Source organism: Arthrobacter sp. MP_M4 (assembly GCF_035984855.1).
GTDB lineage: Bacteria > Actinomycetota > Actinomycetes > Actinomycetales > Micrococcaceae > Arthrobacter.
In genome coordinates this window covers 39,621-52,805 of the sequence record NZ_JAXCHX010000002.1, presented here as the reverse complement: position 1 = coordinate 52,805, position 13,185 = coordinate 39,621, and the positions used below count along the sequence as shown (strand labels likewise).

The 13,185-nt window shown below is 67.1% G+C and carries 13 protein-coding genes and 1 riboswitch; of the genes, 3 read left to right on the top strand and 10 right to left on the bottom strand.

Annotation, left to right across the window (positions count from 1 at the left end; translation table 11 throughout):
* Window positions 1-3: 3 nt before the first annotated feature.
* The 8 genes from trpS to glyA all read right to left on the bottom strand — a co-directional run bounded on the left by trpS (window position 4) and on the right by glyA (window position 7,620).
* Window positions 4-1,047 carry a tryptophan--tRNA ligase gene (trpS, locus tag RCH15_RS02750; RefSeq protein ID WP_326957818.1) on the bottom strand — a complete coding sequence of 348 codons (1,044 nt, stop codon included), beginning with the start codon at window positions 1,045-1,047 and terminating at the stop codon, window positions 4-6.
* Between the two features lie 20 nt (window positions 1,048-1,067).
* Window positions 1,068-1,901 carry an exodeoxyribonuclease III gene (locus RCH15_RS02745; RefSeq protein ID WP_326957816.1) on the bottom strand — a complete coding sequence of 278 codons (834 nt, stop codon included), beginning with the start codon at window positions 1,899-1,901 and terminating at the stop codon, window positions 1,068-1,070.
* A 10-nt stretch (window positions 1,902-1,911) separates the two neighbouring features.
* Entirely contained in the window at window positions 1,912-2,481 is a 570-nt protein-coding gene (locus tag RCH15_RS02740) for a hypothetical protein (RefSeq protein WP_326957815.1), read from the bottom strand.
* 92 nt (window positions 2,482-2,573) lie between these two features.
* Window positions 2,574-3,407 (bottom strand): ABC transporter permease, encoded by an 834-nt coding sequence (locus RCH15_RS02735; protein ID WP_326957813.1) that lies wholly within the window; start codon window positions 3,405-3,407, stop codon window positions 2,574-2,576.
* Window positions 3,404-4,252, bottom strand: a complete 849-nt coding sequence (locus tag RCH15_RS02730) for an ABC transporter permease (RefSeq protein WP_326957809.1) — start codon at window positions 4,250-4,252, stop codon at window positions 3,404-3,406. The genes RCH15_RS02735 and RCH15_RS02730 overlap by 4 nt, the downstream gene beginning before the upstream one ends.
* Complete coding sequence (locus RCH15_RS02725; protein ID WP_326958458.1) at window positions 4,245-5,195, bottom strand: ABC transporter ATP-binding protein; 951 nt, start codon at window positions 5,193-5,195, stop codon at window positions 4,245-4,247. Before RCH15_RS02725 ends, RCH15_RS02730 begins: the two co-directional genes overlap by 8 nt.
* 188 nt (window positions 5,196-5,383) lie before the next feature.
* Window positions 5,384-6,316 (bottom strand): bifunctional methylenetetrahydrofolate dehydrogenase/methenyltetrahydrofolate cyclohydrolase, encoded by a 933-nt coding sequence (locus RCH15_RS02720; RefSeq protein ID WP_326957807.1) that lies wholly within the window; start codon window positions 6,314-6,316, stop codon window positions 5,384-5,386.
* A 2-nt stretch (window positions 6,317-6,318) separates the two neighbouring features.
* Window positions 6,319-7,620 carry a serine hydroxymethyltransferase gene (gene glyA / locus RCH15_RS02715; protein ID WP_326957805.1) on the bottom strand — a complete coding sequence of 434 codons (1,302 nt, stop codon included), beginning with the start codon at window positions 7,618-7,620 and terminating at the stop codon, window positions 6,319-6,321.
* Between the two features lie 167 nt (window positions 7,621-7,787).
* A riboswitch (ZMP/ZTP riboswitch) is annotated at window positions 7,788-7,873 on the bottom strand.
* A 61-nt stretch (window positions 7,874-7,934) separates the two neighbouring features.
* On the opposite strand from glyA, the gene purU reads away from it, so the two are divergent.
* The 3 genes from purU (at window position 7,935) to RCH15_RS02700 (ending at window position 9,849) form a co-directional block, all read left to right on the top strand.
* Window positions 7,935-8,795: a formyltetrahydrofolate deformylase gene (gene purU / locus RCH15_RS02710; protein WP_326957803.1), complete on the top strand. Its 861-nt coding sequence runs from the start codon at window positions 7,935-7,937 to the stop codon at window positions 8,793-8,795.
* A 21-nt stretch (window positions 8,796-8,816) separates the two neighbouring features.
* Window positions 8,817-9,209 (top strand): class I SAM-dependent methyltransferase, encoded by a 393-nt coding sequence (locus tag RCH15_RS02705; protein WP_326957801.1) that lies wholly within the window; start codon window positions 8,817-8,819, stop codon window positions 9,207-9,209.
* 121 nt (window positions 9,210-9,330) lie between these two features.
* Window positions 9,331-9,849, top strand: coding sequence for a gamma carbonic anhydrase family protein (locus RCH15_RS02700; RefSeq protein ID WP_326957799.1), 519 nt, complete (start codon window positions 9,331-9,333; stop codon window positions 9,847-9,849).
* A gap of 14 nt (window positions 9,850-9,863) precedes the next feature.
* Here the strand turns inward: RCH15_RS02700 and RCH15_RS02695 are convergent, their stop codons facing one another.
* A complete protein-coding gene (locus RCH15_RS02695; protein ID WP_326957797.1) occupies window positions 9,864-11,558 on the bottom strand; it encodes a flavin monoamine oxidase family protein in 1,695 nt (564 codons plus the stop codon).
* Window positions 11,555-13,096 (bottom strand): amino acid permease, encoded by a 1,542-nt coding sequence (locus RCH15_RS02690; protein ID WP_326957795.1) that lies wholly within the window; start codon window positions 13,094-13,096, stop codon window positions 11,555-11,557. Before RCH15_RS02690 ends, RCH15_RS02695 begins: the two co-directional genes overlap by 4 nt.
* Window positions 13,097-13,185: the final 89 nt, after the last annotated feature.

Here is a 13,185-nt window from a genome sequence, read left to right as displayed (position 1 = left end):
GCGCTAGCGGACCCCGGCCAGGCTGAGCGACGGCAGGAAACCCATGTTCTCGTAGACGCGGGCCAGCGTGACCGAGGCAATCTCCCGGGCACGCTCTGCGCCCTGGGCGAGCAGCCTGTCCAGCTCTGCGGGATCGGCCATCAGTTCGTTGGTCCGGTTCCGCAACGGGGTGATGAAGTCCACCATCACGCCGGCCAGGTCCGTTTTCAGGTGACCGTACATCTTGCCCTGGTACTCGGCTTCCAGGTCGGGGACGGTTTTGCCGGTCAGCGTCGAGTAGATGGTGAGCAGGTTTGACACGCCAGGCTTCTCCTCCGCGTCGAAGCGGATCTCCGTTCCTGCATCCGTCACCGCGGATTTGATGCGTTTGGCCGCGACCTTGGGGTCTTCGAGCAACTGGATGGATCCGTTGGGCGACTCGCCCGTTTTGGACATTTTGGCTGCCGGGTTCTGGAGGTCGTAGATCTTGGCGCTGGCCTTCAGGATGGTCGCTTCGGGCACGGTGAACGTCTCTCCGAAGCGGGTGTTGAAGCGCTGCGCCAGGTTGCGCGTGAGCTCCAGGTGCTGGCGCTGGTCTTCGCCCACCGGCACCAGGTCCGTCTGGTACAGCAGGATGTCGGCGGCCATCAGGGTGGGGTACGCGAACAGGCCCAGCGTGGCCGCTTCCGCTCCGGACTTCTGGGTCTTGTCCTTGAACTGCGTCATGCGGGATGCTTCGCCAAACCCGGTGATGCAGTTCAGCGCCCAGGCCAGCTGTGCATGTTCGGGAACGTGCGACTGCACGAAGAAGATGGACTTGTCCGGATCGATGCCGGCCGCGATGTACTGGGCAGCCACCACCCGGGTCCGCTTGGCCAGCTCTGCAGGTTCGAAATCGACGGTGATGGCGTGCAGGTCCGGGATGAAGAACACTGCGTCGTATTCGGACTGCATGTCCACCCAGTTGCGCACGGCACCGATGTAGTTCCCCAGGTGCAGGGAATCCGCCGTGGGCTTGGCTCCGGAAAGGATGCGTTTCTTGGGTGCGGCAGCGGTTGAGCTAGTCATGGTGATTAAAACCTTCGGACTTAGAGCCGGTAGTCCACTACCAGCGGGGCATGGTCGGAGAAGCGGGTGTCCCAGGATGGCGCCCTGTCGACGACGGCTGTCACAGCCGAAGCAGCGAAACCGGGTGTGGCCAGATGGTAATCAATGCGCCAGCCCGTGTCGTTGTCGAACGCCTGTCCCCGTTGCGACCACCAGGTGTAGGGGCCATCGACGCTGCCCGCCAGGCCCCGGTGCACGTCTTTCCAGCCGATCTCCTCGCCGAGGAACCGGTCGAAGTATGCCCGCTCCTGCGGGAGAAAGCCAGCACGTTTGACGTTGCCCTTCCAGTTGCGGATATCCCGTTCGGTGTGGCCGACGTTGAGATCGCCCACCACGAGGGCGTGGTCGCTGTGCTTGGTCAGCTCAGGGAGCCGGATTTCCATGGCGTCGAGGAAGCGGAACTTGTCGTCCTGCTTCGGGGTGCCGGCCTCGCCGGAGTGTACGTAGGCGCTGACGACTGTGAGTTGCGATGCTTCACCGGCTGCGTTGCGGACAATGTAGTCGGCTTCGACCCAGCGGCCCGCGGTGGCGAAGTAGTCATCGCCGATGCCGTTGCGCGTCTGCAGGGGTTCGAGCCGGGACGCGATGGCGACGCCGGCGCGGCCTTTGGCCTCGGCTTCCGCGTGCAGGATGTACCAGCCCTCGCCGAGCAGCTGGTGGACGATCGCGTCAGGTGCGCGGACCTCCTGCAGGCAGAGGATGTCTACTTCGCGAGGCTCCAGCCACTCTGCCATGCCGTTTCGATAGGCGGCCCGGAGGCCATTGACGTTCACTGTCGCGATGCGAAGGTCGTCCTTCTTCAATGCCGGGATCACCCGATCCACTCTAGTCGACAATGGTTCCGGATACGGGTTCGTCGGTGCCGCCCGGGGACTTGATCATGTCCCGGGCATTGGTGGCGGTGATCTCGATCGTCTCGAGCGCCCGGCGGATGGTCTCCTGGTCCGCGGCGGCGCCTTTTGCCCGTTCCTGTTCCACGACGCGGATCTGCACCTGCACGATTTTGAACGAGTGGTCGAGCTTGAGGTCCCGCACGTCGTCCGCCTCGCGGCGGACCTCCACCAGCCGGGTGCCGCCGGAGTCAACGCTGCCCGAGGACGGCGACCGGCCGGCTGCTGCGTTGAAGGCGTTATGTGCTTCCGTTAGCTTGGCTCCGGCTTTCTTGGCTGCCTTCTGGATGCTGAAGACCACAAAGGCGGCCAGGGCGAGCCAGAAACCGGCGATGATCGCCACGATCCACCCGACTACCTCGTTCTGGTTCGCGGCGAAGAGGACCGCGACGACGAAGGCGATGATGAACACCATCATCCCCGGTCCGCTGATGCGGAACATGGAGAACTTGGCGGTGCCGTTCGCGGACGGTTTGGAGGACGCGGGGTTGCCCAGAGATTGCATGAGCCAATTATCGCAAACTGTCCGGACCCGGTGCTGCACTTCCACCCGGGGCGAACGGGCACAGCCCGGATCCGTTGTGCGCCGGAACGAGGCTACTTCAGGAACAATGCCCGGAGCCGGCCGGTGGTGAGGGTCAGGCCCAGGACAATCATGGCGAGGTAGTAGCCCACATGCAGCGCTGTGGCGGGGGTGAAGGCGCCCACGCTGATCTGGCGCAGCAGCTCCACCCCGTGCCACAGCGGCATCGCCTGGATGAACCACTGGACGGCCTGCGGGTAGACGCTGAGCGGATAGAAGGTGGCGCTGAAAAGGAACATCGGCAGCATCACGAAATTGATCCAGTCCATCTGCTGGAACGTCTTCATGAAGCTCGTGATGCCCATGCCGAAGCTTGCGAATCCGAAAGCGATCAGCACCGCAGCCGGTATCAGCAGGACAGCCCACGGCGTGGTGATCAGGCCCATCACCCCCATCACCGCGGTGAACCCGGTGGCGTACAAAAGGCCGCGCAGCAGCGCCAGGAAGATCTCCCCGAGTGCGACGTCGATCGGCCCCAGCGAGGTGTAGAGCATGCTTTGGTAGAGCCTGGCAAAGTTCATCTTGAAGAACACGTTCCAGGTGGAATCGTAAACGGCGCCGTTCATTGCCGAGACGGCCAGCAGCGCCGGCGCGATGTACGCGGCGTAGGAAATCGGCTCCCCGCCCGGGCCTGCCACGTTCCCGACGACCGCGCCCAGGCCCACCCCCATGGAGATCAGGTACAGCACAGGTTCGAAGAACCCGGAGACCATGAGCATCCAGTTGCTGCTCTTTGTGGCCATCAATCCGCGGGCGACGACGGCACGGACGTTCCGGGAGTACAGCGGCCCGAACTTCCGGTTGCGTACGCCCTCCGCGGCGCCGTGGCTGGTGGTGGCGGCGCTCATCCGGCCATCCTCTTGACGAACTGGCGCTTGGTCAGGACCCAGCCGGCCACCGCGAGAGCCAGCAGGAAGACCAGGTGCGTGAGGGTCAGCAACGGAGCCTCCTGGTAGCCGTAGCTGACCACCCGGCCCAGTTCGGTGCCGTGCCAGATCGGGGAAATCCAGCCGATCCAGCGGACGGTGAGCGGCAGGGTGTCCAGGGGGAAGAAGGTTCCGGAGAACAGGAACAAGGGCATCACCACAAAGCGCATCACCATGGCGAACTGGCCTTTGTCCTGCGTGATCGAAGCGGCGTAGGCCATCAGCGGCAGTCCGAAGGACAGCCCGGCGAGGGTGGCGGCCGGGATCGAGACCCAGCCCCAGCCGCCCGGTGCGGCGCCGAACAGCGCCACCACCACGAAGTAGATGGCGGACTGCAGCACCAGGCGCACCGTGACGGCGAGAACCTGACCCATCGCGATTTGCCCGGGGGTCAGCGGGGAGGCGTGTGGCCCGTAGTAGACCCGGCGCCATTTGAAACCGTCCATCACGGGATAGGTGAACTCGTTCGCCGCCGTCATTACCGCGGCCGAGATCAACAGCGCCGGCGCGATGAAGGTGAGGTAGCTGACGTCGCCGAAGCCGGCGGCGGAGGTGGTGTCCACCAGCGTCGCCAGACCCACGCCCATCGCGAAGAGGTAGGCGACCGGCTGCCCGACGCCGTACAGGATGATCGTCCAGCTGTAGGTTTTCATTACCCGGAGGACGTGCTCGGCATAGTAGACGGCACCCCAGCGCCGGGCACGGGCGGCCGATACCTCCGGGGGGTGGGCGCGCAGGGCAGGCGGCCCAGCTTCCGGCCTACTCAACGAGGCTCCTGCCGGTCAGGCGCAGGAAGACGTCCTCCAGCGAGGAACGGCGCACCAGCGAGGTCACCGGCCGCAGACCCCGGGCGGTGACCTGCTCCAGCGCGTCCTCGCCGTCGTGGGCGTAGATCAGGACGCGGTCCGGCAGTGTCTCGAGCCGTTCGCCGATTCCCTCAAGTTCGGCGCCCACGGTGGGGTTGCGTTCGGAGCCGAACCGCAACTCCAGGACTTCGCGGGTGGAGTAGTCCCGGATCAGGCTGGCGGGCGACCCCTCGGCCATGATCCTGCCCTTGTCCACCACGATCAGGCGGTCGCAGAGCTGCTCGGCCTCGTCCATGTAGTGGGTGGTGAGGATCAGGGTGACGCCCTGTTCCTTGAGCCGGAACAGCCGGTCCCAAAGGATGTGCCGGGCCTGCGGGTCCAGCCCGGTGGTGGGTTCGTCCAGGAGCAGGATCCGGGGTTCGTTGATCAGGGACCGGGCGATCGTAAGTCGCCGCTTCATGCCGCCGGAGAGCGCATCGACCCTGGCGCCGGCTTTGTCGGTGAGCTGTGCGAATTCGAGCAGTTCATCGGCTTTGGGCCTGAGGTAGCTCATGGGCAGCCCGAAGTAGCGGCCATAGACCAGGAGGTTGTCCCGGACCTTGAGTTCTTCATCAAGGTTGTCCTGTTGCGGGACCACGCCCAGGTGCGCCCGCACTTCCGGTCCGTTCCGGTCCGGGTCCAGGCCCATGATGCTCAGGGTTCCGGACGTCCGCTGGGACACCGCGCCGATCATCTTCATGGTGGTGGACTTGCCGGCGCCGTTGGGGCCGAGCAGGCCAAACGCCTCACCGGCGGGTACGGAGAAGGAGATCCCGTCGACGGCGGCGACGTCGCCATAGCGCTTTGTCAGGTTCTCGGCCGTGATCACATACTGTGGCGGTGCGGCGTCGGCGGAGCGGCTCACGGGGCTTTCCTTGCGGGCGGATTCTTTCGCATCGAGTTCAGGCACCCGAGTCACGCTAATGGATCGGGCCCCGCGGGAACAGGCCTCCCCGGAAGAAAATCCAGACGTTTGGCGGTTCCGCTGCCTCCGCGGCTTAACGCGGTCGGGACGCCGCCTCCCGAAGGAGGGGCGTCCCGGACGGGGAGAGCTTAGGCGCCGGCCGGGGCGGCCGTCTCTGCCAGGTGGCGTTCCGCGGTTTCCACCACGTTGGCCAGCAGCATGGCGCGGGTCATCGGGCCCACGCCCCCGGGGTTCGGGGACAGCCAGGCAGCCACGCCGGCAGCCGCGGGTTCCACGTCTCCGGTCACCACGGCCTTGCCGGAGCCGTCATCGACGCGGCTGACACCGACGTCGAGCACGATCGCGCCGGGTTTGAGGTCCGCCGCCTTGATCATGTGCGGCTGCCCGGCGGCAGCGATCACGACGTCGGCCTGCCGGAGTTCGGCGGGCAGGTCCCGGGTGCCGGTGTGGGCGAGGATGACGGTGGCGTTGACGTCCTTGCGGGTCAGCAGCAGTCCCACGGGGCGGCCGATGGTGACGCCCCGGCCCACCACCAGCACCCGTTTGCCGTTCAGATCAATGCCGTGCCGGGTCAGGAGCTCCACGCAGCCCTTGGGGGTGCACGGCAGCGGCGACTTCAGAGGGCCGCTGACGTTGGCTACGAGCCGGCCCAGGTTCATCGGGTGCAGGCCGTCGGCGTCCTTGTCCGGATCCATGGCCTCCAGGATGACGTCCTGGTCGATGTGCGCGGGCAGCGGGAGCTGGATGATGTAACCCGTGCACTCGGGGGTCTCGTTCAGCTCCCGGACCACCGCCAGGAGCTCGTCCTGGCTGGTTTCCACCGGCAGGTCACGCCGGATGGACGTGATGCCCACCTCGGCGCAGTCCTTGTGCTTGCCGCCGACATACCAGGTGCTGCCCGGGTCGGAGCCCACGAGGATGGTGCCCAGGCCCGGGACGATGCCGTGGGTTTTGAGCACGGCGACGCGTTCGGTCAGTTCGGCCTTGATCGTGGCGGCGGTGGCTTTGCCGTCGAGGATCTGCGCGGTGTTGGCCGTCGCTGCGGTCTCTGCGGAAGTCATGGCTACCACTGCTCGTGCTGCGGGTACAGCGGGAAGTCTGCGGCGAGCTTGTCCACCCGGGACTGGAGCGCCTCGACGTCGGTGGCGGAGCCGGCCTTCAAGGCGGTGGCGATGATCTCGGCGACCTCCGTGAACTCCGCGGCGCCGAAGCCGCGGGTGGCCAGGGCCGGGGTGCCGATGCGGAGCCCGGATGTGACCATGGGCGGGCGCGGATCGAACGGCACGGCGTTGCGGTTGACCGTGATGCCGACCGAGTGCAGGAGGTCTTCGGCCTGCTGGCCGTCCAGCCGGGAGTTGCGCAGGTCCACCAGGACGAGGTGCACGTCGGTGCCGCCGGTCAGGACGGACACGCCGGCGATGGACACGTCGGCCTGGTTCAGGCGGTCGGCGATGATCCGGGCGCCTTCCAGGACGCGTTCCTGGCGTTCTTTGAATTCCTCCGTTCCGGCGATCTTGAAGGCCACTGCCTTGGCCGCGATCACGTGCATGAGCGGCCCGCCCTGCTGGCCCGGGAAGACGTTGGAGTTGATCTTCTTGGCCCACTCCTTCTTGGCCAGGATCACACCGGAGCGCGGCCCGGCGAGGGTCTTGTGCACGGTGGAGGTGACGACGTCGGAGTGCGGCACCGGGCTCGGGTGCAGGCCGGCGGCCACGAGCCCGGCGAAGTGCGCCATGTCGGTCCAGAGCAGTGCGCCCACCTCGTCGGCGATCGAACGGAAGGCCGCGAAGTCCAGCTGGCGCGGGTAGGCGGACCAGCCGGCGATGATGACCTGGGGCTTCTCGGCGATGGCCTGTTCGCGGAGCTTGTCCATATCGATGCGGAAGGTGTCTTGCTCGACCTGGTAGGCGGCGACCTCGTAGAGCTTGCCGGAAAAGTTCAACTTCATGCCGTGCGTCAAATGGCCGCCGTGGGCCAGGGACAGCCCGAGGATCTTGTCCCCCGGGGTGATCATCGCGGACAGCGCAGCGGCGTTGGCCTGGGCGCCCGAGTGCGGCTGGACGTTGGCGAATTCGGCCCCGAAGAGCTCCTTCACCCGGTCGATTGCCAACTGCTCGGCGATGTCGACGTATTCACAGCCGCCATAGTAGCGGCGGCCCGGGTAACCCTCGGCGTACTTGTTGGTCAGGACCGAGCCCTGGGCTTCCATGACCGCGCGCGGAGCGAAGTTTTCGGAGGCGATCATTTCCAGGGTGCCGCGCTGGCGGCCCAGCTCCTGGGCCAGGACGGCGGCGATTTCGGGGTCAAGGTCGGCCAGTGGCTGGTTGCTCACGGCGGCGGACGAAAGGCGAAGAGACGTGGTCACGGGGTACTCCTGGCTAGGCAACGGGCACTGCTTAAGGTCAGGTTACCGGCTGGCCCGCAGCGGCGCCCCTAGGTTACGGCCCCGGACACGGGGCCGTGCAAGGGGCCGGATCCTGGTGGGATGCCGGCGGCGGGCGGGCAGCGGCGGGCTGCCAACCGGAAAACATGACCCTCGGCCCAGGCGTACGATCCGTGGTCTTCGTGTGTGCCGCTCCCTGGTGGTTAACCACCCAACGCCAGTTGCGACCCATCCAGAATACCCCAGCCCGGCGGCCCGGACGCGGCCCCCGTGCGGGCGCGGGTAGGCTGTCTTGCGTGACTGAGACCCAGCTGACCGCTTCCTATATCCTGACCCTTTCCTGCCCGGACCGCCCCGGGATCGTGCACGCCGTCGCGGGGGCGCTGCTCGTGGCGGGCTGCAATATTACGGACTCGCAGCAGTACGGCAGCCAGGGCACCGGCACGTTCTTTATGCGCGTGGAAGCCACGACGGCGGTCCCGGAGCCGGAACTGCGGGCGGCGCTGGAACCCGTGGGCCTGGCGTTCGGAATGCAATGGAACCTCAACCCGGCCGGCCGGAAAATCCGGACCCTGTTGATGGCCAGCACGTCCGCGCACTGCCTCAATGACCTCTTGTTCCTGCAGCGTTCCGGCACCCTGCCGATCGAGATCCCGGCCATCGTGTCCAACCACCGGGACCTGGCGGGCCTGGCGGAGTTCTACGGCATCCCGTTCCACCACATTCCGGTCACGGCGTCCGCCAAGGACCAGGCCGAGGACCAGCTCCGGGCACTGATGGCCGAGCACGATATTGAACTCACGGTCCTCGCCCGCTACATGCAGATCATCTCGGACGAACTCTGCCAGCAGCTGACCGGCAAGGCCATCAACATCCACCACTCCTTCCTGCCCTCCTTCAAGGGAGCCAAGCCCTACCACCAGGCCCACGCCCGCGGCGTGAAGCTCATCGGAGCCACCGCCCACTACGTCACCGCCGCCCTGGACGAGGGGCCCATCATCGAGCAGGAAGTCATCCGGGTGGATCACCGGCGCACTGCCGAACAGTTTGTCCAAATGGGCCGGGACGTGGAGGGCCGCACCCTGGCCCAGGCCGTGCAGTGGCATGCCGAGCACCGGGTCCTGCTGGACGGGAACCGGACGGTTGTTTTCAACTGATCCCGGTCATTGAATAGGGGTATGGCACTTTCCCCGAAAGACCCGCTCACTGAGTTCGTGGCCCTGCTCAAAGCCGAAGGCCGCAAGGCTGTGCTGGGCCTGGCCTGCGGGCGGGGCACGGACGGGCTGCGCTTTGTCCAGTCCGGCATCCACTTCACCGGCGTGGACCCGTCCGAAGAGAATATCCATGCGGCACGGGCGCACGGGCTCGAAGCCTCGGTGGCGGGTCCGGCGCCCCTGCCGTTCGCTGACTCGGCGTTCCCGTCGGTTTGGGCGGTCGACGCCCTTGCCGGACTGCCGCCGGAGGACTGGGACGGCGTCGTGCGTGAGCTGGAACGCGTCGCCGCGCCCGGCGCGCCGATCGCCGTCGTTCTTCCCGGCCAGGGCGTGACAGTTCTCCGCTCCCCCGCCTGACCCCCATCCGTTGCGCTATCACTTGTGGTGGCTCCCAGCGCTGAGAACGACCACAAGTGATAGCGCAACGGATGCGGGGGCGCCGGGCCGGGGGCCGGAGCCTGTGACCTAGGCTGGACGCATGGCTCCTCTTTATGCTTTCGCCGGCGATACCCCGGCCGTCCACGAATCCGCCTTCATCGCCCCGAGCGCATCGGTAATCGGCAAGGCGGCCCTCGCCGAGAACTCCAGCGCCTTCTACGGCGTCTCCGTCCGGGCAGACACCGCCGCGATCACCGTGGGCGCAGGGACCAACCTGCAGGACAACGTGGTGCTGCACGCGGACCCGGGATTCCCCTGCACGGTGGGGGCCCGGGTCAGCGTGGGCCACAGCGCTGTCGTGCACGGCTGCACGGTCGAGGACGACTGCCTGATCGGCATGAGCGCCACCATCCTGAACGGGGCGGTCATCGGCGCCGGCTCCCTGATCGCCGCCGGCGCCGTGGTGCTGGAGGGCACGCACATCCCGCCGCGCTCGCTGGTCGCCGGCGTGCCGGCCAAGGTCCGCCGCGAGCTCAGCGACGCGGAGTTCGCCGGCGTCCAGCAGAACGCCGCGCACTATCAGGAGCTGGCCCGCGCACACAAGGAACTGCACGGCTGAGCCCGCGCCGGGCCCTAGTCCAGGGAGATCGGTCCCAGCTCATCCAGCACATCGCCCGGTCCGGGGTTCCCGGCCGCAGAGCGCCCGCCCAGGTGGTTGACCACGCCCCAGACCGCGTTCAGCCCGGTGGTGACGGCGCCTTCGGCCCAGCCCGCGGTGAAGGAGACGTCGTCGCCGGCCAGGAAGATGCCGCGCTGCCGCTCCGGCAGCTGGTCCTGCTTGAAGTGGCTGAAAAGCCGCTGCTGGTAGCGGTAGTGCCCCGGCAGGTTGGCTTTGAAAGCCCCCATGAAGTTCGGATCCGCTTCCCAGGAGACGGTGATGGGCTGGCCGACGATGTGGCTGGCAATGTCCACGTCCGGGTAGATCTGCGCGAGGGAGTGCAGCATGAGCTCCACCCGCTGGTCCGCGTCGAGGGACAGCCATTTCAGCGCGTCATCGTTCCAGGTGTAGGACAGCAGGATCACGGCAGGCTGGTCCGGCCCGTTATCCAGCAGGTAGGTGGCCCGGTTCAGCCGGTCCGTCAGGGTCATGGACATCACCTCCCGGCCCGTCACCGGGTCAACGTCTTTCCAGAACGGCCGGTCGACCATCACGAACGTCTTGGACGACTGCATGTAGTGCGAGCGTTCGATCGCCGTCCACAGCTGGGCCGGGAACAAGGTCTCCTCGGTGTGGATCCGGGTTGAGAGCAACCACGACTGGCACGTGGTGATGACGGCCGGATAGGGGGCCTCGCGGCCCCACCGTTCCCGGATGCGGAAGTCGCCGCTGCCGTCCCGGGCAATCCTGTCGACGGCGCCCCGCGGCGCCCCCGCGTGCAGCGACGCCAGCGACGTCCCCTCGGGCCAGTGGGCCATGCCCGAGGGCGCGTGCTCCCAGAGCGCTTCCGGGAGCCGTTGCGCCCCGCCGTCGATCGAGCGGTGGGCGTCATCGGCGTCGGTGTACACCACGCGCAGGATCTCGAGAATGGAGTTGGGGAAGTCCGTGTCCCAGCCGCCGGTGCCGAAGCCCACCTGGCCGAAAGCCTCCCGGTGGGCGAACCCGGCCTGCTTGAACGAGTCGCTGCCGGCGATGAACCCGTAGAAGGTCTGTTCGTCCAGCAGGGGAAGGAGCGCGTTCCACAGTTCCTTGATCCGGGCCGTGTCCCGGGCCCGGATGGCATCCTGCATCTGCACAAACTGGGCGCCGTCGTTGACGGCGGCTTTCCAGGCCGCGGCGACTTCCCGGAAGAACGGCGGGAGGTCCGCCGGGGTGCGGGCATAGTGCTTCTGTCCGGCCAGTTCGATCACGGTGCTGGAGGTCACGGCAGCCAGCGGGTTGGGGAACTCCGCGGTCTGCAGCCCGAGCAGCTCGACGTAGTGGTAGAACGCCTTGCCGGAAACGGGGAAGCGCATCCCGCCGAGGTCGGCCACGACGCCGGCGGCGGAAGGGAAACTCGCGGTCCGCAGCCGGCCGCCGATCTGGTCGGCTTCGTAAAGAACCGGCCGCAGGCCCAGCTTCATCAGTTCGTACGCGGCAACCAGCCCTGAGAGCCCGGCGCCCACCACAGCAACTTCCGTGCCGTACAACTCCTCGGGGATGGAGCCGAGTCCGTCGGGGTGGGCCAGGTAGTGGTCGTAGCTGAACGGGAAATCCGGATTCAGCATGGTGATGGGCGCGCCGGCGTCCGGCGTCGGCCGGGGAGCTGGAAGTTCTGTGGCGGTTGTCATGAGCGGTGCGCTTTCGTCGGTTCGGTGCTGGAGAGAGTGCCGGAAGGGGCTGGGCCGGATAGTTCACCGTATTCCTCGTCGCTGAGCGCCGCCACCCGGGAGTGCCGGCGGCTGTAGCCGAAGTACACGGCGAGCCCTGCCAGCATCCACAGGCCAAAGACCACCCAGGTCTCGGCGCCGAGGTTGAGCATGAGATACCCGCACATGGCGGCTCCAAGGATCGGGGTCAGTGGGAACAGCGGAACGCGGAAGCTGCGCGGAAGTTCCGGCCGGCGGCGCCGGAGGTGGATCACGGCGATGTTGACCAGGGCGAAGGCGAAGAGCGTGCCGATGCTGGTGGCGTCCGCCAGCGCTCCGAGCGGGACCAGGCCTGCGGTGAGGGCGACGACGAGCCCCACGATCAGGGTCCCGGCAACCGGGGTGCCGGTGCGGGGCGAGACGCGGCCGAAGACTTTGGGGACCATCCCGTCCCGGGCCATGGCGAGCAGGATGCGGGTTTGTCCGTAGAGGACCGTGAGCACGATGCTGGCAATGGCCAGGACGGCGCCGACGGCGAACACCAGCCCGATCCAGGGCTGCCCTGTGGTTTCCTCCAGAATTTTCACGAGCGCCGCTTCCGTGCCGTCGAACCAGCCCCACGGCCGCGCACCGATAGCCGCGACCGCGACGAGCACGTAGATGGTGGTGACGATCAGCATCGAGAGCAGGATGGCCCGCGGCAGGTCACGCTTCGGGTTGCGGGCTTCCTCACCGGCTGTCGAGGCGGCGTCGAATCCGATGTAGGAGAAGAACACCCGGGAGGCGGCCGCCGAGACGCCGGCTGCACCCATTGGCAGCAGCGGCTCAAAGTGTGCGGCGTTGAAGGCGGTGAAGGCCACGGCGCAGAAGAACACCAGGATGCCGACCTTGATCAGCACAATGGCGGTGTTGATCCCGGCGCTTTCCTTGGCGCCGCGGACCAGCAGCGCCATGGCAAGGGCCACGATGACCATGGCCGGGGCGTTGAGCACGCCGCCGTCTCCGGGGGGCTGCGAGATGGCGTCCGGCAGTGCCAGTCCGAAGACGTTGAGGGCCTCATTGACGTACTGGCCGGCGCCCACGGCGACGGCGGCCACGGACACGGCGTATTCGAGCACGAGGCACCAGCCGCAGATCCAGGCCATGCCTTCGCCCATGGTCGCGTAGGTGTAGGAGTAACTTGACCCGGCCGCCGGAACAAGACCGGCCATTTCGGCGTAGGACACGGCGGAGAGCAGCGCTGCGAGGCCGGCGATCGCGAAGGAGATCCAGATGGCCGGTCCGGCAAGCGGGACGGATTCGCCGAGGATCACCAGAATGCCGGTGCCGAGGGTGGCACCTACGCTGATCATCGTCAGGTGCAGCACACCGAAGCTGCGGACCAGCCCGGTGCCGCCGTGGCCTGTTTCAGCTTCGCGGACCAGCTGTCCGATCGGTTTGCGACGGAGCAGTTGCGCCGCCAGGCCGGGACGTTGCGGAGTGGCCGGCGGCCGTTCCCCGGCGAGAGTTGGCACAGTCATCGTTGACGCCCTTATCTGCAGTAGTGGTCTTTCCCCGGGGTCCACCCTAAGCTTGTGAGCCAGCTCTCATGGTTGTGCAAAACGCCCTG